The organism is Streptomyces venezuelae (genome assembly GCF_008642295.1).
GTDB classification, from domain to species: Bacteria; Actinomycetota; Actinomycetes; order Streptomycetales; family Streptomycetaceae; genus Streptomyces; species Streptomyces venezuelae_C.
The window spans coordinates 461,130-483,942 of record NZ_CP029190.1 but is presented as its reverse complement, the minus strand read 5'-3'; the positions used below and the strand labels follow the sequence as shown (position 1 = coordinate 483,942).

Sequence of the window (22,813 nt, the reverse complement as noted above, 5' to 3'; positions counted from 1 at the left end):
GGCGGGCGGCGGGCGCCGGTCATCGGAACGGGCCCCGCCCGAGCTGCTCGCGGACCGTGACCACCTCGGGGTTCACCAGGGACCGGCGCTGCCAGTTCGCTCCGTCCACCACCAGGGTGTGGCCCGTGATGAAGCGGGCGTACGGGGAGGCCAGGAAGGTGGCGGCCCAGCCCAGTTCGCGAGGCAGGCCGACCCGCAGCGCCGGCTGCCGCGCGTCCCGGGCGCCGGGGGCCGCCGCTGCGCGGTCGAGTCCGTCCCGGATGTCGGCGGTCATGTCCTCGTGCGGGACCAGCCCCGGCACCAGCCCGTTGACCTGGATCCCGTACGGCCCCCACTCCACGGCGAGGGTCTCCACGAGGTTCTTCACCCCGGCCTTGGCGGCAGAGCTGTGGGCGAAGCCCGGACCGCCGGTCCAGGCGTACGAGGCGCCGACGTTGATGATGGAGCCGGGCGTACCGGCGGCGAGGTGGCGGCGGCCGAACTCGCGGGTGGTGAACCAGGTGCCGGTGAGGGTGATGTCCACGACCGCCCGCCAGGCGTTGGGGGAGAGGTCCTCGGCGGGGCTGGGGAAGTTGGCGGCGGCATTGTTCACCAGGACGTCGGGAAGACGGCCGGCGGCATCGAACGCCGCCGCCACCTGCTCCGGTTCGCGGATGTCACAGACGGCGACCGACACCCGGCCCGCGCCGGGTACCGCAGCCAACTCGGCCCGGGCCGCCTCCAGCTGCCCCGCCCGCCGGCCGGCGATCACCAGATCCGCCCCCAGCCGCCCGAACTCGGCGGCCATGGCCTTCCCCAGCCCGCTCCCACCCCCGGTGACCAGCACCAGCTGCCCGGCGTACGTGCCGGCGGGCAGCGCGGCGGCCCCGAGCGGCGGCGGGCCGGGGAGTCCGGGAGGCCGGGGCGGGGTCGAGGACGTATCGGTCATGCGGGCATCCGTAGCGCACCCAGCCGCAGATCACCAGACCCACGAACCTCCGGCGCCCGGGGCGCCGGCCTCCGGCCCCGGTCCCGGGCCGCCCGGCACGTGGGTGCCGGAGTTCCGCCCGGCTACGGCGTGTAGGCCTGCGCGGAGGCGCACTTCCAGATGACCGCCCGGGTTTTGCCGTTGGCGTTGACCGCGCTGCCGCCGACCCGGTCGTCGTCCGATACCGCCACCCCTTCGGAGGCCTTGCCGGCCGCCAGCCGGGGCAGGGCCAGTACCGGGCCGGACCCCGGCCAGAGCACCGCCTGCTCGGTCAGCTGCAGGTCGTCGATGTGTACCCGGGCCGTCCCGGCGACCACGCCCGTGGTCGGGCTGATCCCGTCCAGGCTGGTGGACGAGTGGGTGCTCAACGGGGCCGGCGAGGATCCGACGCCGCCGTCCGCCGCGGCCCACACCCGCGGGCGCCACTCGTAGCCGAACCCGAACCAGTCGCTGCCGACGACCGTGCCGTCCGCCGCGATATCCGCCACCCAGCTGGTGTTGCCGGTGGCGGTCAGGAGCCGGGCCGGCCCGCCGTCGCCGGGCCACAGCACGGGTACGGAGTGCTCGACCCGGCCGCCGGTGTCCGGTTCCGGCCAGTTCACGGTGGCCACCACGTCACCGCGGGCGTTGATGCCACCGAGGTGCTCCACCCGGGCGTCCGCTCCGATTCCCTCCGGGAAGGTCAGCGTCCGCTCCACCGTGCCGTTCGCGACGACCAGGAGGCTCTGCAGGCCGGAGCCGGCGGCCACCACGCGGCCGGAGTCGTTCAGGTCCAGGCCCACCGAGCCGTTCGTCCCGGCGGGCAGCGGGGTCACCGCGGCATCGCCCGCCCGGTAGGTGAAGGCCACCGGAACGGAGGAGCCGGTGGGCGTGTAGCGGCCCGCCATCAGGCCGTTCGCGTTCACCGCGAGCAGCTCGCCGCTCGCCTGGGCGTCGGGCACCGGCACCCGCCGCACCGTGGTGCCGGTCCAGTACACGGCCTTGGCCCGGGACGAGCCCACCGACAGGTTGCCCTTGCCCAGGGCGCGGACGCCCTCCTTGAGCCACCCGGCCTCCGGGCCCGGCAGCGCTCCCAGGACCGACAGGCCGGGCTTGCAGGCGCCGGCCGTCGTGCCGGACCCGGAGACCGGGCCCGCCGCGGATGCCGGACCGGTCGTGCCGATCAGTGCGGCCAGCGCGACCGCGGCGGCGCCGGCCGCCATGGATTTCCTCATCTCTCCCCCTCGTTCAGGTGTGCGGAAGATCATGTTGCCCGGTGATCGGCGGGCATGGACCCGGAATGGCGCATACCGCTACGGATTGCCCGGATCCGGCTCCAGACGGACCGATTCCGGGCGGTACGCGGTGCTGTGCCGCCCCGGGGCAGCGCCCGGCCCGGCCGGTGAGGGGCCGCCCCGGCAGCACCCGGCTAGGCTGCGCGATCACCGGGCCGGAACGTGGCCGGCCCGCCGGGGACGGCCCGCGCCCCGTACTGTTCCCAACGACGCAAGCGACCGCTTAGTATGCCCGCGGAGCGTGATCCCTCGACGGCGGCTGGAGGCCCCGGATGCAGGCATGGCGAGTACACACCCACGGCGAGCCCCGCGAGGTCATGCGGCTCGAGGAGGTCCCGGAGCCCGAGCCCCGCGAGGGCGAGGTGAGGCTCAGGGTGCGCGCGGCCAACATCAACTTCCCCGATGCCCTGCTCTGCCGCGGCCAGTACCAGATCCGCCCGTCGCTGCCCTTCACCCCCGGCGTGGAGATCTGCGGTGAGACCGAGGACGGCCGCCGGGTCATCGCCAATCCCAGCCTCCCCCACGGAGGCTTCGCCGAGTACGTCACCGCCCCCGAGGCCGCCCTGCTCCCCGCCCCCGACTCCCTCGACGACGCCGAGGCCGCCGCCCTCCACATCGGCTATCAGACCGGGTGGTTCGGCCTGCACCGCCGGGCCGCCCTGCAACCCGGCGAAACCCTCCTCGTCCACGCCGCGGCCGGCGGCGTCGGCAGCGCCGCCGTCCAGCTCGGCAAGGCCGCCGGGGCCACCGTCATCGGCGTGGCCGGCGGCAAGGACAAGGTCCGCACCGCCGAAGAACTCGGCTGCGACCTGGTCATCGACCGCACCGGCGAGGACATCGCCGCACGGGTCAAGGAGTTCACCGGCGGGCGCGGCGCCGACGTGGTCTACGACCCGGTCGGCGGCGACGCCCACACCGCCTCCGCCAAATGCGTGGCCTTCGAAGGCCGGATCGTCATCGTCGGCTTCGCCGGCGGCGCCATCACCGCCCCCGCCCTCAGCCACGCCCTGGTCAAGAACTACTCGCTGCTGGGCCTCCACTGGGGCCTGTACGCCGCCAAGGACCCCGGATCCGTCCGCGCCTGCCACACCGAACTGACCCGGCTCGCGGCCGAAGGGGCCATCAAACCCCTGATCAGCGAACGCGTTCCACTGGCCGGAGCCGCCGACGCAGTCCAGCGCCTCGCGGACGGCAGCACCACCGGCCGGCTGGTCGTCCTGCCGTCCGGAGCGGCAGCGGCGGCAACAGCAGCCCCAGGAGCCGCCCGATGAGCGCCACGCCTCCCACGCCTCCCACGTCTCCCACCGCGGCCGAACTGACCGCCCGCACCCGGGAGTTCCTCGCCGCTCACCCGCCCGCCGACACCGACCGCGCCACCTTCCTGCGGGCCCGGTTCGACGCCGGACTCGCCTGGGTCCACTACCCCGAAGGCCTCGGCGGACTGGCCGCCTCCCGTACCCTCCAGGCCGTCGTCGACGCCGAACTCGAAGCCGCCGGCGCCCCCGACAACGACCCGCGCCGGATCGGCATCGGCCTCGGCATGGCAGCCCCGACAATCCTCGCCTACGGCACCGAAGAACAGAAGCAGCGCTTCCTGCGCCCCCTGTGGGTGGGCGAGGAGGTCTGGTGCCAGCTCTTCAGTGAACCCGGAGCCGGCTCCGACCTCGCCGCCCTCGGCACCCGCGCGGTACGCGACGGGGACACCTGGGTGGTGGACGGCCAGAAGGTGTGGACCTCCAGCGCACACACCGCCCGATGGGCCATCCTCATCGCCCGCACCGACCCCGACCTGCCCAAACACCAGGGCATCACGTACTTCCTCTGCGATATGACCGACCCCGGCGTGGAGGTCCGCCCGCTCCGCCAGATCACCGGCGAGGCCGAGTTCAACGAGGTCTTCCTCACCGGCGTCCGCATCCCCGACAGCCACCGGCTCGGTGCCGTCGGCCAGGGCTGGGAGGTCGCCCGCACCACCCTGATGAACGAACGCGTCTCCATCGGCGGCATGCGGATCCCGCGCGAAGGCGGCATGATCGCCCCGGTCGCCGCCGCCTGGCGGGCCCGTCCCGAACTCCGCACCCACGCCCTGCACGACCGGCTGCTCACCCTCTGGACCGAGGCCGAGGTCGCCCGGCTCGCCGCCGAGCGGCTGCGCCAGCAGCTCGCGGCCGGCCGGCCCGGCCCCGAGGGCTCTGGCATGAAGCTCACCTTCGCCCGCCTCAACCAGGAGATCAGCGGCCTGGAAGTCGAACTCCTCGCGGAGGAAGGCCTGTTGTACGGGGACTGGACGATGCGCCGGCCCGAACTGGTCGACTTCACCGGCCGCGACGCCGGCTACCGCTACCTGCGGGCGAAGGGCAATTCCATCGAAGGAGGCACCAGCGAGGTCCTCCTCAACATCGTCGCCGAGCGGGTCCTCGGCCTGCCGTCCGAACCCCGTGACGACAAGGACCTCCCCTGGAAGGACCTCGCCCGATGACCGCATCCACCGCATCCGCCGCTTCCGCCGCATCCGCCGCGCCCGCGGATCTCCTCTACTCCGACACCGAGGACGAACTCCGCGCCGCCGTACGGTCCCTGCTGGCCGACCGCAGCTCCCCGGCCGCCGTCCTGGCCCGCCTCGAACAGGACCGCCCCTACGACCCCGAGCTGTGGAACACCCTCGCCACCGGCATCGGCGCGGCCGGGCTGCTCGTCCCCGAGAAACTCGGCGGCCAGGGTGCGAGCCACCGCGAGGCCGCCGTGGTCCTGGAGGAACTGGGCCGGTCCGTGACCCCGGCCCCCTACCTGACCAGTGCGGTCGTGGCCACCGAGATCCTGCTGGCCTGCGCCCCCGCGTCGCCCGGAGCCACCGCCCTGCTCGGCGAGCTGGCCGCGGGCCGGACCGTCTGCGTGCCCGCCCTGCCGCTCACCCTCGGCCCCGGCGGTCCGCTGCCCGCCGGGCCGCCCACCGCCCCCGTCGCCGCCGTTGCGGACGCAGCCGCCGCGCACACCTTCCTGGTGCTCGCCGACTCCGGCCTGTACGCGGTCCCCGCCGCCGAGGCCACCCGCGCCGACCGGACTCCGCTGGACCTGACCCGCCCGCTCGCCACCGTCACCCCGCACCCGGGCGCGGGTACCCTGCTCGCCGACCCGGCCACCGCCCGGCACGCGGTCCGCCGTGGTCTGCTCGCCGGGGCCGGGCTGCTCGCCTCCGAACAACTCGGACTGGCCGACTGGTGCCTCACCGAAACCGTCGGCCACCTCCGCACCCGGCACCAGTTCAACCGCCCGGTGGGCTCCTTCCAGGCCCTCAAGCACCGGCTCGCCCAGCTGTGGCTGGACGTGGCCTCCGCCCGGGCAGCCGCCCGGGCCGCCGCCGACGCGCTGGCGACCGGAGCGGCCGATACGGAGCTGGTGGTCTCGGTGGCACAGGCCTACTGCTCCGGAGTCGCGGTCCGGGCGGCCGAGGAATGCGTACAACTGCACGGCGGCATCGGGATGACCTGGGAGCACCCGGCGCACCTGTACCTGAAGCGCGCCAAGGCCGACTCCCTGGCCCTCGGCACCGCCGCCCACCACCGCACCCGCCTCGCGGCCCTGGCGGACCTCCCGTCCCCCTGACCCGCCGGCGGCGGCCGGCCACCTCCACCCCACCACCCTCTTCTCCAAGCACACCGAAGAGGTGACCTCGACCCCCGCCCCGCGTTAGTTCCGGTATGAACCCGACGGCAACCGGACCCGCACCCGGATCCGGCCTCCTCACCCGCCGCACGATGCTGCGCACGGCGTTCACCGCGGCCGTGCTCGCCGGGACCGCCGCCGCCCTCGGACCGCTGCTCCGGGCCCGGCGGCAGCGGCCCGCCACGGCCCCCGGCCGGGAGCCCGTACCGGTCCTGGAGGAGACCTACCGGGGCCGGCACATCGCCGTGGACGCGGCCGGCGTGCGGATCGACGGCCGGCCGCTGCATGTGATGCGCCGCGCCGACGGCAGCTACCTCAGCGGGGTCAACCACTTCGAGTCCTTCGCCACGCCCCTGGAGCTCGCCCGCGCGGCCGTCGACGAACTCGGCACGGCCCGGCTGGCAGCCGCCGTGTCCCACCAAGGCTGAACGGAGGAGCCCGCGTGTACACCCGGCAGAACCAGAAGAACCTCACCAGTGCCCAGAAGAAGAGGTTCGTCGCCGCGCTCCTGGAGCTCAAGCGCAACGGCACCTACGACCAGTTCGTCCGTACGCACGACCGCTGGTTCGTTCCGGACCGCGAGCGCCGGCTCCGGGTCGGGCACATGTCCCCGTCCTTCTTCCCCTGGCACCGCCGCTACCTCCTCGATTTCGAGAAGAAGCTGCGCGAGCTCGACCCGGGCCTCGCCATCCCCTACTGGGACTGGACCGCCGACCGCAGCCCGGCGTCCTCCCTGTGGGCCGAGGACTTCATGGGCGGTACCGGCCGGGCCTCCGACCGGCAGGTGACCACCGGCCCGTTCGCCCACGCCAAGGGCAACTGGCCGATCACGGTGGGCATCACCGAGGGCCGCTTCCTGACCCGCAACCTCGGCCGCCCCCAGAACCCGATCACCCTGCCCACCGCGGCCGAACTCCAATGGGCGATCGACGATCCGGTGTACGACACCGACCCGTGGGACTCCACGGCCTCCGAGGGCGGCTTCCGCAACAAGCTCGAGGGCTGGGCCGCCCCTCGGAGCGAGCGCTGGCGCAACCACAACAAGGTCCACCAGTGGGTCGGCGGCCATATGACCGGCGGCACCGCCCCCAACGATCCGGTGTTCTGGCTGCACCACGCCTTTGTGGACCTGGTCTGGGACCGCTGGCAGAAGAAGCACCCCCGCTCCGGCTACCTGCCCGCCGCCCCGCTGGAGCGGTACGACCTCCAGTACGGCCGGGTGATCGCGCTGAACGAGCCCATGCCGCCCTGGAACGTCCCGCCCAGCGAGCTCCTCGGCCACCAGGGCATCTACCGCTACGAGACCTAGCCGGCGCACCGCGCCCAAGGGCCGCGCACACGGCGCACGGCACAAGGCGCACAAGGGGAAGGGCCCCCGCCGGACTCGGCGGGGGCCCTCCTGGGTGGTCTGGCTCAGTGGCCGTAGCCGCCGGAGGTGTGGTGGTCCTTCTCCGAGCCGGACGCGTTCACGCAGGTGTTGCCGAACGCGGGGTTCAGCAGCGCGATCACGTTCACCGTGTTGCCGCAGACGTTCACCGGCACGTGGACCGGAACCTGGACCAGGTTGCCCGACAGGACACCGGGGGAGCCCACCGCCGCACCGTGCGCTCCGGCATCGGCGACGGCCACGCCGGCACCGGCGGCCAGAACGGAGCCGGCGGCAGCGGTGAGAGCAGCTGCCTTCGCAATACGCGACATCAAGATCTCCTTGTGAGATGTGGGGCTGCCGCAAGGACTGCGGCATTTGACATGGCATACAACGCCGCTGCCGCCCAGGGGTCACGGCCCCTCGGCCTACCCGGTGAAACCGGCCCCGCAGGTGCGCCCGCCCCACCGGCCCCGCAGGATGGACTTCCGGCATGTTCCGGCACCGGAGACACACGAGACGGCAGGAGAAGGCGATGGAACAGGCGGACGGGTCCCTGGTCACGGTGGTCACCCGGTACGGCACGGTCGGCGGGCGGTTCGAGGCCGAGGCCCGGACCGGGCGGCGGGTCGCCGTCTTCCGCGGCATCCCGTACGCCGCCCCTCCCGTCGGCGCACTGCGGTTCGCCGCGCCCCGACCCCCGGCGGCCTGGGACGGCGTACGCCGGACGACCGAGTTCGGCCCGACCGCGCCCAAGGTGCCCAATCCGCCGCCGTTCGACCGGCTGCTCCCCGACCCCGAGGTGCCTGGTGACGACTGTCTGAACCTCAATGTGTGGACCCCCGACCCCGCCCGGTCGGCCCGGCTGCCGGTCATGGTCTGGATCCACGGCGGATCGCTCACCCGTGGCTCCGCCGCCGTCCCCGTCTACGACGGGGCCTCCTTCGCCCGGGACGGCGTGGTGCTGGTCTCGCTCAATTACCGGCTCGGCGTCCTCGGCTACGGGCTGTTCCCGGACGCCCCGCCCAACCGCGGCCTGCTGGACCAGATCGCCGCCCTGGAATGGGTCCGGGACAACATCGAGGCCTTCGGCGGCGACCCGGACCGGGTCACCGTCTTCGGCGAGTCGGCCGGAGCCATCAGCGTCGGGGCGCTGCTGGCCGCCCCGCGCGCCGCCGGTCTCTTCGCCCGGGCCGTGATGCAGAGCGGGGCCCCCGAGGTGCTGCCGCGCGACCGGGTGCGGACCATGGTCCGCCGGATGGCCTCGCTGCTGAAGGTGCCCGCCACCGCCGCGGCCTTCACAGCCGTCGACCGGTCCGTGCTGCTGACCGCCCAGGCGGCCGTGCTGAAACGATCCGGCCTGCTGTTCGGCGGACCCGCCTTCGGCCTGGTGACCGACCCCGGCTCGGTTCCCTCGGACCCGCTCGAGGCCCTCACCGCCAGCGGCCCGGACCGGCTCTCGGACCGGATCCCGCTACTGCTGGGCTGGACCACCGAGGAGTACCGGCTCTGGCTGGCGCCCACCGGCACCCTGCGGGTCCTGGACCGGCTCGGCCCGCTCGCCCCGGCGCTGGCCCGGCTGCGCACGGGGAAGGACCGGGCCGCCGTACGGGCGCTGCGCACGATGTACCCGGCGGCCGGCCCCGGGGAGATCGCCGGGCAGCTGATCACCGACCGGCTGCTGCGGGACCCGCTGCGGCGGCTCGCGGACGCCCGGCGTACGGCCCCGGGCCATGTGTACGAGTTCGCCTGGCCCTCCGGGGTTCCCGGCATGGGCTGCTGCCACGCCCTGGAACTGGGCTTTGTCTTCGACACCCTCGCGGTGCCCGAGGCGGCCTGGCTGGCCGGTTCCGAGACCCCCCAGGCGCTCGCCGACGCCATGCACTCGGCCTGGGTGTCCTTCGCCGTCACCGGGGACCCGGGCTGGGCCCCCTGGGACGGCTCCGGCCCGCCGAAGGTGTTCGGCGGGCCGGTGGCGGAGTACGGGCAGGACTGGCAGGACGGTCCGGGCGGGGCTACGAAGCCGGAACGGGTCCTTCCATGACCTTGCTGATGAACTCGATCGCCTGCTGCCCCATCGCCGGCACATAGGTCTTCGCGTTGTGCCTGCCGCCCTGGATCACGTTCAGGTCGGTGTGGATGGGCCCCTTGCCGTAGGTGGCGATGAACCTCTGCACGTCCGGCAGGGTCTTCTTGTTGCTCTCGTCGGTGCCGACCTGGAAGGCGAGGTAGACGTCCGGCCCCTTGCTCCGGATCAGCTGCTGCGCCAGCACCTCCGGGTTGTTCTCGGCCTTCTCCTTCTCGTGGCCCTTCCACAGCGGGGAGTCCGGGACGATGTCCGGGCCGGAGGCTATGACGGCCTTGAACCGGTCAGGGTGCTTCAGCACGGCCTTCAGGCCGGCGAACCCACCGGTGGAGGAGCCCATGAAGGCCCAGCCGTCCCGCGACCTGATGGTGCGGAAGTTGGCCTTCATGAGGTCCGGGACGTCCTCGGTCAGCCAGCTGCCCATCTTGGGCTGGCCGGGGATGTCGGAGCCGTCCCAGTAGATGCCCTTGTCGTCGGGGCCGGGATTCAGCACGGGCATGGCCAGCAGGAACGGTTTGCCCTTGCCCTCCCGGTACCACTGGCTGATGCTCTTCTGCAGCCCGAGGTCGGTGCCCATCCAGTAGTTCTTCGGGTACCCGGCACCGCCCGGCAGGGCGATCATCACCGGGAAGCCGCTGTTCGCGTACTTCGGGTCGCCGTACTCCTTGGGCGCCCACACCCACACCTTGCCCTTGAAGCCCGACTTCTTGCCGTCCAGCTCGGTGACGGCCACATGGGTGCCGTCGTCCAGGGTCATCGTGTTCTTGAAGGAGGCCGCCGGCCCGGTCGGCATCAGCACCTTGGAGTCCGCGGCCTGGCCGGCAGCGCCCGCCTTGCCGCCGCCCGGGGCCTGCCCGAAGGAGACCGGGTCACCCTTGTCCGTGAACGGGGGTATCTCGAAGTGGGTCATCACGGCGGCGGCCCCGAGCCCGAGCACGGCGAGCGAGACACCGGCCACCACCCAGCGGCGGGCTCGCGACGGGCGGCGGCGCCCCTCCGGCGGTTCGGACCAAGGGGCCTGCTCGGGCCGGTCGGGCTGCTCGGACTGCTGGTGGGGGTACGACATCTGCGCTGTGGTCTCCGGCTGTACGTGGCGGTGCGTGGCTGTACGGGGTTGCATGTGGCTGCACGTGGCTGCACGCGGCTGTGCAGGAAGTGCTTCCCGATCGAGGATGCCGATCGGAGCAGCCGGGTTCCGTCCTTTTCCTTCTCTTGGGATGACCGAGGGCATACCTTGCCCGCCATGACGACACGCAGCCGGTTGCTCGTCCTGTTGGCAGCCATCGCCCTGCTCGCGGCAGTGGCCGGGATCGCCGTGCTCCGGGCCGCCGAACGGGCCGAGGAGAAGAACCGGGCCCGGGACGACGGACCCGCGGTCACCCGGGGCCCGCTGTCCCTCGCCCCCGGCGGCGAGCAGCGCATCGCCTTCCGGAACATGGCCTGGGGCCCGCACCGGGACGAGCTCGCCACGGTCCCGGCCGCCCGCCCGGACGGCCCGCGGACCGCCTCGGGGGTGAACTGCCTGCGCTTCCACGCCGCCGCAGGCACCGGGATCTGCCTCCAGTCCGGCGGCCGGGCGGCGGTGCTCGACGCCTCCCTGAAGGAGATCGCGGCGCATCCGGCCCCCGGCATACCCACCCGGGCCCGGATCTCGCCCGGGGGGCGGCTGGCCGCCTGGACGGTGTTCGTCGGCGGTGACTCGTACGCCGGGACGAACTTCTCCACCCGCACCTCGGTGCTCGACCTGCGCACCGGCCGGCTGGAGGCCTCCCTGGAGGAGTTCACGATCCACAAGGACGGCCGGGTGCACCGGGCCGCCGACGTGAACTTCTGGGGGGTCACCTTCGCCGCCGACGAGCGGACCTTCTACGCGACCCTGTCCACCGGCGGCAAGACCCACCTGGTCCGCGGCGACCTGGCCGAGCGGACCGTCCGGACGGTCCGCGAGAACGTGGAATGCCCCTCCCTGTCACCCGACGGCACCCGGATCGTCTTCAAGAAGCGGGTGGCCGGGCAGCCGGCCGAGGCGCCGTGGCGGCTGTACGCCCTGGACCTGGCCTCCGGCCGGGAGACCCCGCTCGGCGAGCAGCGGAGCGTGGACGACCAGGTGGTGTGGACGGACGCGAACACGGTGGTCTATTCGCTGCCCGGGGATTTCGGCGCCGATCTGTACGCCGTACCGGCCGACGGGAGCGGCACCCCCCGCCGGCTGATGTCCTCGGCCCTGGCCCCCGCCCTCCTCGGTCCGCGCTGACCGGGAAGGGCGGGAGCCACGGGCGCAGGACCGTTACGCCGGAACGAGCGTCTTGCGGCGGCGCCGACGGGCCGGGGCCCGGGCGGCGAGCCGCAGTTCGATGATCGACCGTACGGCCGGCCACTCCTCGTCCAGGACCGAGTAGAAGGCCGTACTGCGCACCGCGCCGTCCAGCCCCCGCGAATGGGCCCGGCGGACCCCTTCGGAGGTGAAGCCGAGCCGTTCCATGGCGGCCCGGGAGCGGGTGTTCCGGGCGTCCGCGCGCAGCGAGATGCGCCGGACCCCCCAGGTCTCGAAGGCGTGGCGGAGCATGAGCAGCTTGGCCTCGGTGTTGATGCCGGTTCCCTGGGCACTCGGCGACAGCCAGGTGTTCCCGATCTCGGCGGCATCGGGGACCGCGGTCACCGGATCCCCGTAGGGGACGCCGGGAACGGCGGGCCACACCAGCGGACCCTGCCAGTAGTCGAGTTCCAGGAACCGGGTCGACCCGACCACTCGCCCGTCCTTGGCCCTCACCACGGCGAAGGGGAGCGAGCGCCCCGCCGCCTGATCGGCGAGGGCACGGTGAATGTACTCGTGGGACGCCTGCACGCCGTGGGGCACGGGGGTGAAGGCGTAAGTCGTACGATTCTCGGCCCCGGCCACGGCCAGGGCCTCGGTGTGGTGGGGGGCGAGGGGCTCGAGCCGCACGGTGCGGCCGGCGAGGAGTACGGGTACGGGCACGGCGCCGGTCCTTCTAGGCGGGTGGGTGGTTGCACAGTGTGCGCTCCGGACAGCGGTCCCCGGGCAAAACACGGATGAAAGGGAACAGGCGGTCAGGTGAACGCGAGTGGCTCAATGTAGCTCCTTACCGTGATCACATGAACCCCCTTGCCGAGAACGGCACGACACAGTTTTGAGACGGGCCTGATTCGGGGGGTTGGGCTGCCCGTACTGATGGTTCCCGGACGCCCGTTCCATCGCACGTCGTGGCACGCCCAGACGGCGGCACCGACGGCCTCCGGACAGCCGGTGGCGGCCCCCTGACCTGCGGGGCTGCGGGCGGAGGGCGGTGCTACCCGGAAAGCCGCCGTCCGCCGGTTCCGCCCCCGATCCCGGGGCCCTCCCGGACCGCCCGGGCACCGGCCGGAGACGTCGCCGAAGCCCCGGAAATGGCCCACCGAACCCGGAGCGAAATGGCTCTGCCGGCTGGGCCATGACTCTGGTGTGATCAGGGGGTGACGATACGGATCCTGCCCCCGCCCGGAGCGCCGCGCCGACTGGCCGCCGCTCAGCTGAGCAATTCTGTCGGTGACGGTGCCTACTACGTATGTTCGGCCCTGTACTTCACCCGTGTGGTCGGACTCCCGCCCGCCCAGATCGGCCTCGGACTGACGGTGGCCTGGGCGGTGGGCTCGGTGGCCGGGGTCCCGCTGGGCGCGCTCGCCGACCGCCGCGGCCCGCGCGGCACCTCGGTGCTGCTCGCCCTGGCCACCGCCGCCGCGGTCGCCTCCTTCCTGGCGATCCGCTCCTTCTGGCCCTTCCTGCTGGCCGCCTGCGGGTACGCGATCGCGCAGTGCGGGCTGGCCGCCGCCCGGCAGGCCCTGCTGGCCGGGCTGGTCCCGCCGGCCGGGCGCACCGGGGTCCTGGCCCACCTCCAGGCCATGCTGAACGCCGGGCTGGCGCTCGGGGCGGCGGCCGGCGGGCTGGCGCTGGGCGTGGACAGCGCGGCTGCGTACCGGGCGGTGTTCGTGCTGGATGCCCTGGGATTCCTGCTGTGCGCGGCCTTGTTGGCGCGGCTGCCCGCGGTCGCACCGGCCCCGGTGCGTCCGGCTGCGGAACCCCGGCGGGCGGCGGTGCTGCGCGACCGGCCGTACGCCGTGGTCACCCTGCTGAACGCGGTGCTGCTGCTGCGGATGCCCCTGCTCAGCCTGGCCCTTCCGCTGTGGATCGTGGAGCGTACGCAGGCCCCGGGGTGGCTGGTGTCGGCACTGTTCGTGCTGAACACCGGGGCCGTGATGCTGTTTCAGGTGCGGATGGCCCGCCCGGTCACGGATCTGGCGAGCGCCCGTTCGGCCGTGCGCGGTTCGGGGCGGATCATGCTGGCCTGCTGCGCGGTGTTCGCCCTGTCGGCCCTGCCCGGCTCGGCCACGGCGGCCGGCGGGCTGCTGGTGCTGGGCGCCGCCCTGCTGGTGGCGGGCGAGATGCGGCAGTCCGCGGGCTCCTGGCAGATCGGCTTCGGGCTGGCCCCGGCCGACCGGATGGGGGAGTACCAGGGCTTCTTCGGCGTCGGTGTCCCGGTGGCCCGCACCCTGGGGCCGCTGGTCCTGACCTCCCTGCTGCTGCTCTGGGGCATCCCGGGCTGGCTGCTGCTGGGCGCGGTCTTCCTGGCCGCCTCGTACGCGATGGGGCCGGCGGTACGGTGGGCCGCCGCGGCGGCCGAGGGGCGCGCCGGGCAGCCTGTTCGGCCTGTCGTAAGGTCGTTCTGACATGTCGTCGGAACCGAGGAGGAACGCTGTGCTGCGTGGACTGGCCACGATCAACTTCTGGGCCGCGGACCACCCCGCCGCGATCCGCTGGTACACCGAACTGCTCGGTTTCGGCCCGTACTTCGAGCGCCCCGGGTACGCCGAGTTCCGGATCGGCGACCACCAGCAGGAACTGGGCCTGGTCGACGCCCGGTACGCCCCGCCGGGCGCGGCCGGCGGCCCCGCCGGGGTGGTGGCGTACTGGCACGTGGACGACCTGGCGGCGACCCTGAAGCGGCTGCTGGACCTCGGCGCCTCGGAGTACCAGCCGGTCACGGCCTGGGGCGATGCGGGATTCGTCACGGCCTCGGTCACCGACCCCTTCGGCAACATCCTCGGCATCATGACCAACCCGCACTACCTCGACATGCTGGGTCCCGAGGGGCCGGACGAGCCCGCGTAGGCCCCGGCCGGGGCGGGGGATACCGTCTCGGTATGGAAGAGACACTGCGCCGGCTCGGCACGGCCGGGCCGTTCTTCACCGTGCGCTGCGGGGCGGAGCCGCCGTCCGGGGGCGGGTTCCGGACCCTGGCCGAGCTCTACGGGGGCGGCCCGGTCCTGGCCGGCTATGTGGCCGAGGTGGGCCGGCGGATGGGCGGGGCGGAGCCGCGGGTGGCCGCGTCCACGCTGCAGTTCGGGCTGGCGGCCCGGATGTGGTCCCTCGGCCTCGGGGCGGTGGCGCTGAGCGGCCTGGCCCCCGACCTGGACCCGGTACGGGTGTGGTGGCGGCTGCCCGAGGGGAGTTCGGTGGAGCTGTGGCTGCCCGAACCCGGGGCCCGGCCGGGCGAGGAGCTCGGGGAGACGGTCCTCCGCCACCTCGCGGTTCTGGAGCAGGCCCTGCGCGTCGGCTACCGGGTGCCGCTGCAGACCCTGCGCGGCAACTCCGCCTCCGGGCTGGTCGGCGCGCTGCGCGAGCTCACCAAATGGAGGCCGGACACGGAGCGGGCCGCCGCGGGCGTCGTCGCCGGACTCCTTGCGGACGGACCGCTCGCCGGGACGGGCACCTTCGTCCACGAGGAGGGCCTCGGTGTGGCGTTCGTCCGCCGCAGTTGCTGTCTCTACTACCGGGCGCCCGGCGGCGGCCTCTGCGGGGACTGCGTCCTGCGGACCCGGCAGCGGACCGGCCGGCAGAACTGAGTGAGGGCCACCGGGAGGCAGTTGCACCGCCCCCGATGGCCCTCAGGACCTCAGAACCTCATGATTCTCAGAAGGTGAGGTTCCAGGCGTCGATCTTGCCGGTGTCCTGGTTGGCGTTGTCGTTCACGCGCAGCTTCCAGGTGCCGTTGGCCACCTCGGCGGAGGCGTTGACCGTGTAGGTCTGGTTGATGTTGTCGGTGCTGCCGCCGCTGCGGTTGTGCAGGGTGTAGACGGTGCCGTCCGGCGCGACCAGGTCGACCTTCAGGTCACCGATGTAGGTGTGCTGGATGGCCACGCCCACCTTGAGGGTGGCCGGAGCGTTGCCGGTCACCCCGGTGACCGCGATCGGGCTCTCCACGGTGGTGTTGTCGCCGACCGCGACATCGCCGGTGTTCTCGAAGTACTTCCCGGGCGGCGGGGTGGAGCCGCCGACCGCCTTCAGGGCGTCGACCTGGCCCTCGCCGAAGAAGCTGTTGTTGGCGGTGGTGCCGGTGCAACGGCTGTCGGACGGGCAGGCGATGTCATTGGCCTGGGTGGCCAGCCGGGCGCGGATGTCGGCCGGGGTGAGGGAGGGGTTGACGCTCGCCAGGAGCGCTGCCACGCCCGCGACGTGCGGCGAGGCCATGGACGTACCGCTCAGCGAGGAGTACTTGCCGCCGGGGACGGTGCTGTAGACGCCCTCGCCGGGAGCGGACACCTCGATGATGTCGCGGCCGAAGTTGGAGAACGAGGCCTTGGTGGTGCCGGAGCCGTTCGCCGCGACCGTGACCACGCCCGGCAGCTCGGCCGGGATGTCGAGGCAGTCGTTGGTGATGGTGCGGGTCACCGGGGTCGAGTCGTTCGGGCTCGCGGTGTCGGTGGTCTTGTTCGCCAGGTTGTAGTTGGCGTTTCCGGCCGCGGCGACCTGGAGCGAGCCCTTGCCCTCGGCGTACTTCTGGGCGCGGCCCACACCCTCCAGGATGGCGGCCTGGTCAAGGTTGTTGGGGCAGTTGAACTGCCACGGGTCGGTGTAGTAGCTGTTGTTGGTGACCTTGAAGCCGCGGTCGCCGGCCCACATGAACCCACAGATGGTGTTCTCGGGGAAGAACAGCGTGGTGCCGGGCTCGGCGATACGGACCGAGGAGATCTTCACACCGGGGGCGACGCCGATGGCGCCCTTGCCGTTCTTGGCTGCCGCGACCGTGCCGGCCACGTGGGTGCCGTGCTGGTCCACGTCCCGCCAGGCACCGGCCCGGGTGTCGGGTTTTCCGTACGCGCAGGACACCGAGTCGGCGGCGTTGAAGTTCGGCGCGATGTCCTGGTGCTGGTCGTCCACGCCGGTGTCCAGGATTCCCACCTTGACGGAGGGCGAACCGGTGGTGACGGCCCAGGCCTGGTCGGCCTTGATCTGGCTCATGTCGGCGCGGACCGGCTCGGTGGCAGGGGCCGCGGACTGCGCCGGGTTGGCGGGCAGGGCCGGGTTGTAGGCGTCGGCCGGCACGTCGGAGGTGCGGGTGGCGCCGACCTTCTGGACCCCGGAGACCCCGCGCATGGTCGTGGCGAAGGTGCCGGAGGTGGAGTGGGCCACGATCACGCCGATGGCGTCGAAGTACGAGAAGACCGTACCGCCGTTGGCCGTGACGGCGGACCGTACCGCCGAGGTGTCACCGGGAGCGGTGATCACCAGGTAGGCGCGGGTGCCGGCGGCCCAGGTCGCGCTCTGGGCGGTCGGCGCGGCCGGTGCGGCCGGTGCCGCGGACCGGAAGGCCGCGGCGGGTGCACCGGAAGGGGAGACGGGAGCGGTGTCGGCGAATGCGGCCGGAGCCGCGAGGGTCAGGGCGGCACCGATCGAGGCCAGGGCCGCGAGGCTGCGTCGGGGGCGGCTGGATATGTGGGGTATCAATGCGTCCTCCGAGGACCCGGGGTGCGGGTGGCACCTACCGGGTCGTACGAAACGAGTGGTGGACGCAAGATGGCAGAAGGATGCCCCCGGGCGGAAGTACCTTTCGGCGCACGTCAGTTGCATCGTGGCTGGCTGAAAACGATCGTTCACGGGGGAGGCCGGCCGGGCGGGGCACCATGGGGGCGAGCCCTGCCCGGCCGGCCGCCGGTGCACCTGTGAGGAGGGGAAGGGCGGTGCACCGGGGTCTCCACGGGGGGCCGTTCGGGTCGGCCGGCCGCCTGCGGAGAAGCCGCGGGGTCAGACCCGAGCGGGGTCCTTGGCCTCGGCGGGCGCCTCGGACGGGCCCGCTTCGTTGCGTCCGTGCCCGGCCGTTCCGTCGTCGGCCGTTCTGTCGCCGTGCCCGGCCGTTCCGTCCCCGTCCGGTGCCGGACCGTGGCCGTCGGAGAGCAGGGTGGCCTCGTCGAACGGGAGGCGGCCCGCCAGGACTTCGGCCGCCCGTGCTCGGTCGAACTCCTTGGTCCAGGTCCCCACCAGCACCGTGGCCACCGCATTGCCCGCGAAGTTCGTCAGGGCCCGCGCCTCGCTCATGAACCGGTCGATGCCCACGATCAGCCCGACCCCGTCGACGAGTTCCGGCCGGTGCGACTGCAGGCCGCCCGCCAGGGTCGCCAGCCCGGCACCGGTCACCCCGGCCGCACCCTTCGAGGCGATCACCATGAACAGCAGCAGCGAGATCTGCTCGCCGAGGGCCAGCGGATCGCCCATGGCCTCCGCGATGAACAGCGAGGCCATGGTGAGGTAGATCGCCGTACCGTCCAGGTTGAAGGAGTAGCCGGTGGGCACGGTGATGCCGGTGACCGGCTTGGACACCCCCAGGTGCTCCATCTTGGCGATCAGCCGCGGCAGCGCCGACTCCGAGGAGGAGGTCGAGAGGATCAGCAGGAACTCCCGGCCCAGATACTTCAGCAGCGCGAACACGCTGATCCCGGTGCACACCCGCAGCAGCGTGCCCAGCACCACGAACACGAACAGCAGGCAGGTCGCGTAGAAGCCCAGCATGATCACCGCAAGGGACTTCAGCGCGTCCACGCCGGTGGCACCGACCACCGCCGCGATCGCACCGAACGCGCCCACCGGCGCCGCCCACATGATCATCGACAGCACCCGGAAGACCAGCTGCTGCACATGCCCGATCCCGCGCAGCACCGGCTCGCCGGCGGCCCCCATGGCCTGGAGCGCGAACCCGCACAGCAGCGCCACCAGCAGCGTCTGCAGCACCTCACCCTCGGTGAAGGCCGACACCAGGGTCTTCGGGATGATCCCCAGCAGGAAGTCCGCCGTCGACTCGGCACCGCCCGCCTTCGCCTGGGCCTCGCCCGCGCTGCGCACCGCCTCCGTCAGGTGCAGTCCGCTGCCCGGCTCCAGCAGATTGCCCACCAGCAGCCCGATCGCCAGCGCCACGGTCGACATCACCATGAAGTAGCCGAGCGCCAGCCCGCCGACCGCGCCGACCTTGGCCGCCTTGCGGACCGATCCGACGCCCAGCACGATCGTGCAGAAGATCACCGGCGAGATCATCATCTTGATCAGGTTCACAAAGCCGGTGCCGAGCGGCTTCAGCTCGACCGCCACGCCGGGCGCAGCGAAGCCCGTCACGACACCGAGCACCACCGCGGCGATCACCGCGATGTAGAGATAGTGGGTTCTGTCCCGGCGGGCGGCCACGTTGCCTCCTGGTATTGCGAGGTAGTGCGAATGCGTTCCGGGAGACCATCGCCCAGTCCTGTGACCCCGGTCACCCTTGCGTTCATTGAGTTCACGGTCCGGTGCACACTGAGCGCCATGTTCCGCATCCCCCGTCCGCGCAGCCTGGCCGGACAGCTGTTCGCCATGCAGGTCGTGCTGGTCGCGGTGGTGGTCGCCTGCTGCGCGGTGTTCGCGTACGCCACGGCACGCCGCCAGGCGGAAGAGGCAGCCGGGCGCCAGGCGCGCGCCGTCGCCCGGGCCGTCGCCGACTCCCCGTCCGTACGGGAGGCCGTACGCGGACCCGACCCCACGCCGGTGCTCCAGCCGTACGCCGAGCAGGTCCGCACCGGCGCCGGCGTGGACTTCGTCACGATCATGGCCCCGGACGGCCGGCGCTGGACCCATCCCGATCCCCGCCGGATCGGCGAGCGCTTCCTCGGCAACACCGGGCCCGCCCTGCGCGGCAAGACCTTCACCGAGACCTACACCGGCACCCTCGGACCGTCCATCCGGGTGGTCAGCCCGGTGCGCGACGGCGACCGGATCACCGGCCTGGTCAGCGCCGGCATCACCGTCCGTGCGATCAGCGACCGGCTCGGCGGCCAGCTCACGGCGCTCGGCTGGGTCGCGGCCGGCGCCCTCGCCCTCGGCGGGGCCGGCACCCATGTGATCAACGCCCGGCTGCGCCGGCACACCCACGGCATGAACGCCGCCGAACTCAGCCGGATGCACGACTACCACCAGGCCGCGCTGCACGCCGTCCGGGAAGGACTGCTGATGCTCGACGGGCAGCGCAGGATCTCCCTGGTCAACGACGCCGGACGGGAGCTGCTCGGGGTCCGGGGCGAGGTGGTGGGCCGCAATGTCGCCGACCTCGGCCTGCCGGCTCCCCTCACCGGCGCCCTGCTCGCCGACCGGCCCCGGGTGGACGAGGTCCATCTGACCGCCGACCGGGTCCTCGTCGTGAACAGCGCCCCGGTGGCCGGCGGCGGCCGGCGCGGCACCGTGGTGACCCTGCGCGACCACACCGAACTCCAGGCGCTGACCGGCGAACTGGACCACGAGCGCGGTTTCACCCAGGCCCTGCGCTCCCAGGCGCACGAGGCCGCCAACCGGCTGCACACCGTGGTCTCGCTGGTCGAACTCGGCCGCACCGCCGAGGCGGTGGACTTCGCCACCGCCGAACTGGAGCTGGCCCAGGCCCTCACCGACCAGGTGCTCACCGCGGTGGACGAACCGGTACTGGCGGCCCTGCTGCTGGCCAAGGCCGCGCAGGCGCACGAACGGGGGGTGGAGCTGGTGGTCACCGCGGACAGCCGGCGGCTGACCGCGGGAGGCGGGGCGCTGCCGGCCCGGGACCTGGTCACCGTGCTGGGCAACCTGATAGACAACGCTGTCGATGCGCTGACCGGCACCCCGGGCGCGCGGATCACCGTGACCGCCCGCCCGGACGGCGGGGACCTGCTGCTGCGGGTGGCGGACAACGGCCCCGGGCTGCCCGAGGGCGCCGATGTCTTCCGGCGCGGCTGGTCCGGCAAGGGGGAGGACCGGGGCCTCGGCCTCGCCCTGGTCCGCCAGGCCGCACACCGGCACGGGGGCACCGTGGCCGCCGCGGAAGTCCCGGGCGGCGGAGCGGAGTTCACCGTCCGGCTGCCACTGCCGGCGGCGATCCCGGTGCCGGGGCGGGCGGCCGGCACCGGCACCGGCACCCCCGAAGGAGGCCACGGATGACCGGCGACCGCGAGAAGGACGGCAGCGGCGGCGGCCGGGCGGTGCCCGCGGAGGCCGCGGTGCGGGTGCTCGTGGTCGAGGACGACCCCGTCGCCGCCGCCGCGCACGCCCTGTACGTCGGCCGGGTGCCGGGCTTCACGGCCGTCGGCGCCGTCCACTCACTGGCCGAGGCGTCCCGGGTGCTGGAGCGCACCCCGGTGGACCTGCTGCTGCTCGACCTCACCCTGCCCGACGGCCACGGGCTGCGCTTCGCGCGCGGCCTGCGGGCCGCCGGGTACCCGGCGGACGTGATCGTGGTGACCTCGGCCCGGGACCTCGCGGTGGTGCGCGAGAGCGTCTCGCTCGGCGTGGTCCAGTACGTACTGAAGCCCTTCGCCTTCCCCACCCTGCGCGAACGGCTGCTCCGCTACGCCGAGTACCGTGCCGCCGCGGGCGAGGCGGTCGGGCAGGACGATGTGGACCGCGCGCTGGCCGCCCTGCGCGCGCCCCGCCCGGCCGCTCTGCCCAAGGGGCTGAGCGCCCCCACCCTGGACCGGGTCGGCGCCCTGCTCAGGGCGGCCCCGGACGGGCTCACCTCGGCGGGGACCGCGGAGGCGGCGGGCATGTCGAGGATCACCGCCCGCCGCTACCTGGAGCATCTGGTCGACACCGGGCGCGCGGTACGCGCACCCCGGTACGGGCAGGTGGGCCGCCCGGAACTGACCTACCGCTGGGTGCCGGAGGCCGGCGCGGCCGGCTCGGTGTCGAACGTGTAGAACTTCCGGTGGTCGAGCATGTCGGCGGGGGTGACATTGCCCCACGGCCGCATGGTGTCGTGCAGGTCCACCACGTTCACGGTGCCGGCCGCCGGCAGGTACGGCGACTGCGGGTGCCGGGCCTGCCAGTCCGCCCACAGTTTGTCGACGTAGGCGTGGTGCATCCAGAACACCGGGTCGTTGGGCGAGACCCCGGTGCCCATCTGGCCGCCGACCCAGACGTGCACCCGGTTGTGCAGGTTGGCGCCGCGCCAGCCCTCCAGGTGGTTGCGGAAGCCGCCGGAGGCGCTGTTCCACGGGGCCATGTCGTACTCCGGCATGGCGAGGACGTTGTCCACCTCGGCCTTCGTCGGCAGCTGGGCCACCGCGCTGCCCAGCGCGCGGCGCAGGTACGGGCGCCCGTCCACCTGGACCCTCATGTCCCACTTGCCGGTGGAGTAGGCGAACGGCCCGTCCATGACCTGGCCGTCGCGGGCGCGGCCGGTGCCGCCGAGGAAGTCGGCCGCCCACAGCGAGGAGCGGGAGGTGCGGTCGGCGGTCCAGTCCCAGTAGGGCAGGGCGACCGCCGGGTCCACCTTCTGGAGCTCCTGCTCGAATTCGATCAGGAAGCGGCGGTGCCAGGGGAGGAAGGAGGGGGAGCGGTGGCCGACCCGGTCGCCGTTGTCGGTGTCGCCCGTGATGAACCCGTTGTGGGTGGTGACGAACCGGTCGTAGACCCCGGTCCGCTTGAGCTCCAGCAGGGCATTGGTGAAGCTCTTCTTCTCCGCTGCCGTCAGCGTGGCCTGGTTCTTGCGGACGGTCATGCCGCACCGCCGAACGGGACGAGGGCGGCACCCTGGAGCTCGCGGACCGCGGCCCGGGCCAGCGCGCGCACCTCGGGGAACGTCTCGTAGTGGTTGACCACGCTGATCCAGGTGCCGTCGGCGTTGCGCATCACGTGCAGCTCGCGTCCGTCTATCCGGACCGTGGGACCGTCGGGGGAGTGGTGGCCGCCGTGGTGGCCGCCGTGCCCGCCCGTCGCGGCGGGCGTGATCTGTATCCGGCGGCCGAGGTAGACCTCGTCGACCGCACCCGGCGGGGTGGCGGCCACGGTGGCGCCGGGGGCGGGCGCCGGGGAGGGCGAGGAGGAGGGTGCGGTGTGGCCGAGGGTGACGGCGTGGGCCGTCGTGGCGAGGCCGAGGGCCGTGAGGGTGGCGGCCGAGGTGCCGAGTGCCCGACGTCTGGTGATCATGTTCATGGGGGAAGAAGTACCAGGGCCCGCAGGGCAGTTGGCGGAGATCCGGACATCCGCGGATATGTTGCCCATAGAACAAGATTGAGGATCTTCCCGCCCGCACCGGCTCCAGTGGCCCGGGTGGGAAGATCTTGCGGCCTGAGCCTACCCGACCGGAAATTCTCCGGTGAGCGGGGGTGGGGATGAGCGGGCTCACACCACGGAGTCGACC

The 22,813-nt window shown here is 73.2% G+C and carries 21 protein-coding genes; 12 read left to right on the top strand and 9 right to left on the bottom strand.

Features of this window, described 5'->3' with window-relative positions; genetic code table 11:
• Positions 1–19: 19 nt before the first annotated feature.
• Positions 20–928 carry an SDR family oxidoreductase gene (locus tag DEJ50_RS02280; protein ID WP_150205735.1) on the bottom strand — a complete coding sequence of 303 codons (909 nt, stop codon included), beginning with the start codon at positions 926–928 and terminating at the stop codon, positions 20–22.
• A 122-nt stretch (positions 929–1,050) separates the two neighbouring features.
• Positions 1,051–2,181, bottom strand: a complete 1,131-nt coding sequence (locus DEJ50_RS02275; protein WP_150205734.1) for a hypothetical protein — start codon at positions 2,179–2,181, stop codon at positions 1,051–1,053.
• Between the two features lie 332 nt (positions 2,182–2,513).
• Here DEJ50_RS02275 and DEJ50_RS02270 point away from each other — a divergent pair, with 332 nt between their 5' ends.
• The 5 genes from DEJ50_RS02270 to DEJ50_RS02250 all read left to right on the top strand — a co-directional run bounded on the left by DEJ50_RS02270 (position 2,514) and on the right by DEJ50_RS02250 (position 7,213).
• Positions 2,514–3,512, top strand: coding sequence for an NADPH:quinone oxidoreductase family protein (locus DEJ50_RS02270; protein ID WP_150205733.1), 999 nt, complete (start codon positions 2,514–2,516; stop codon positions 3,510–3,512).
• Positions 3,509–4,720, top strand: coding sequence for an acyl-CoA dehydrogenase family protein (locus DEJ50_RS02265; protein WP_150205732.1), 1,212 nt, complete (start codon positions 3,509–3,511; stop codon positions 4,718–4,720). The genes DEJ50_RS02270 and DEJ50_RS02265 overlap by 4 nt, the downstream gene beginning before the upstream one ends.
• Positions 4,717–5,844 carry an acyl-CoA dehydrogenase family protein gene (locus tag DEJ50_RS02260; RefSeq protein ID WP_150205731.1) on the top strand — a complete coding sequence of 376 codons (1,128 nt, stop codon included), beginning with the start codon at positions 4,717–4,719 and terminating at the stop codon, positions 5,842–5,844. Before DEJ50_RS02265 ends, DEJ50_RS02260 begins: the two co-directional genes overlap by 4 nt.
• Before the next feature lie 95 nt (positions 5,845–5,939).
• The gene (locus DEJ50_RS02255) at positions 5,940–6,332 is read left to right on the top strand and encodes a tyrosinase family oxidase copper chaperone (protein WP_150205730.1); all 393 of its coding nucleotides are present in this window, start codon (positions 5,940–5,942) and stop codon (positions 6,330–6,332) included.
• A 14-nt stretch (positions 6,333–6,346) separates the two neighbouring features.
• A complete protein-coding gene (locus DEJ50_RS02250) occupies positions 6,347–7,213 on the top strand; it encodes a tyrosinase family protein (protein ID WP_150205729.1) in 867 nt (288 codons plus the stop codon).
• Positions 7,214–7,317: 104 nt separating this feature from the next.
• On the opposite strand, the gene DEJ50_RS02245 is transcribed toward DEJ50_RS02250, so the two are convergent.
• Positions 7,318–7,602 carry a chaplin gene (locus DEJ50_RS02245; RefSeq protein ID WP_150205728.1) on the bottom strand — a complete coding sequence of 95 codons (285 nt, stop codon included), beginning with the start codon at positions 7,600–7,602 and terminating at the stop codon, positions 7,318–7,320.
• A gap of 203 nt (positions 7,603–7,805) precedes the next feature.
• On the opposite strand from DEJ50_RS02245, the gene DEJ50_RS02240 reads away from it, so the two are divergent.
• The gene (locus tag DEJ50_RS02240) at positions 7,806–9,314 is read left to right on the top strand and encodes a carboxylesterase/lipase family protein (RefSeq protein ID WP_150205727.1); all 1,509 of its coding nucleotides are present in this window, start codon (positions 7,806–7,808) and stop codon (positions 9,312–9,314) included.
• On the opposite strand, the gene DEJ50_RS02235 is transcribed toward DEJ50_RS02240, so the two are convergent.
• The gene (locus DEJ50_RS02235; RefSeq protein ID WP_150205726.1) at positions 9,286–10,422 is read right to left on the bottom strand and encodes an alpha/beta hydrolase; all 1,137 of its coding nucleotides are present in this window, start codon (positions 10,420–10,422) and stop codon (positions 9,286–9,288) included. The two genes, DEJ50_RS02240 and DEJ50_RS02235, sit on opposite strands and share 29 nt — an antisense overlap.
• A 177-nt stretch (positions 10,423–10,599) precedes the next feature.
• Here DEJ50_RS02235 and DEJ50_RS02230 point away from each other — a divergent pair, with 177 nt between their 5' ends.
• A complete protein-coding gene (locus DEJ50_RS02230) occupies positions 10,600–11,610 on the top strand; it encodes a TolB family protein (protein WP_150205725.1) in 1,011 nt (336 codons plus the stop codon).
• A 33-nt stretch (positions 11,611–11,643) separates the two neighbouring features.
• Here the strand turns inward: DEJ50_RS02230 and DEJ50_RS02225 are convergent, their stop codons facing one another.
• A complete protein-coding gene (locus tag DEJ50_RS02225; protein ID WP_150205724.1) occupies positions 11,644–12,333 on the bottom strand; it encodes a GNAT family N-acetyltransferase in 690 nt (229 codons plus the stop codon).
• 494 nt (positions 12,334–12,827) lie between these two features.
• Between DEJ50_RS02225 and DEJ50_RS02220 the strand changes: the two genes are divergently transcribed.
• From DEJ50_RS02220 to DEJ50_RS02210, 3 genes are read left to right on the top strand one after another with little or no spacing between them, the layout of a single operon-like run.
• A complete protein-coding gene (locus DEJ50_RS02220) occupies positions 12,828–14,078 on the top strand; it encodes an MFS transporter (RefSeq protein ID WP_150205723.1) in 1,251 nt (416 codons plus the stop codon).
• 28 nt (positions 14,079–14,106) lie between these two features.
• Positions 14,107–14,520, top strand: coding sequence for a VOC family protein (locus DEJ50_RS02215; protein ID WP_223837540.1), 414 nt, complete (start codon positions 14,107–14,109; stop codon positions 14,518–14,520).
• Positions 14,521–14,552: 32 nt separating this feature from the next.
• Entirely contained in the window at positions 14,553–15,254 is a 702-nt protein-coding gene (locus DEJ50_RS02210; protein WP_150205721.1) for a (2Fe-2S)-binding protein, read from the top strand.
• A gap of 67 nt (positions 15,255–15,321) precedes the next feature.
• Here the strand turns inward: DEJ50_RS02210 and DEJ50_RS02205 are convergent, their stop codons facing one another.
• Both DEJ50_RS02205 and DEJ50_RS02200 read right to left on the bottom strand, forming a co-directional pair.
• Entirely contained in the window at positions 15,322–17,136 is a 1,815-nt protein-coding gene (locus DEJ50_RS02205; protein ID WP_223837539.1) for a S8 family serine peptidase, read from the bottom strand.
• 297 nt (positions 17,137–17,433) lie between these two features.
• Positions 17,434–18,861: a cation:dicarboxylate symporter family transporter gene (locus tag DEJ50_RS02200; protein WP_223837538.1), complete on the bottom strand. Its 1,428-nt coding sequence runs from the start codon at positions 18,859–18,861 to the stop codon at positions 17,434–17,436.
• 117 nt (positions 18,862–18,978) lie between these two features.
• On the opposite strand from DEJ50_RS02200, the gene DEJ50_RS02195 reads away from it, so the two are divergent.
• Together DEJ50_RS02195 and DEJ50_RS02190 are read left to right on the top strand one after the other, a co-directional pair.
• A complete protein-coding gene (locus DEJ50_RS02195; RefSeq protein ID WP_150205719.1) occupies positions 18,979–20,613 on the top strand; it encodes a sensor histidine kinase in 1,635 nt (544 codons plus the stop codon).
• On the top strand, positions 20,610–21,368 hold the full coding sequence (locus tag DEJ50_RS02190; protein ID WP_223837537.1) for a response regulator: 759 nt from the start codon (positions 20,610–20,612) through the stop codon (positions 21,366–21,368). Before DEJ50_RS02195 ends, DEJ50_RS02190 begins: the two co-directional genes overlap by 4 nt.
• On the opposite strand, the gene melC2 is transcribed toward DEJ50_RS02190, so the two are convergent.
• Entirely contained in the window at positions 21,317–22,171 is an 855-nt protein-coding gene (gene melC2, locus DEJ50_RS02185; RefSeq protein ID WP_150205718.1) for a tyrosinase MelC2, read from the bottom strand. The two genes, DEJ50_RS02190 and melC2, sit on opposite strands and share 52 nt — an antisense overlap.
• Positions 22,168–22,605, bottom strand: coding sequence for an apotyrosinase chaperone MelC1 (melC1, locus tag DEJ50_RS02180; RefSeq protein WP_150205717.1), 438 nt, complete (start codon positions 22,603–22,605; stop codon positions 22,168–22,170). Before melC1 ends, melC2 begins: the two co-directional genes overlap by 4 nt.
• Positions 22,606–22,813 lie beyond the last annotated feature (208 nt).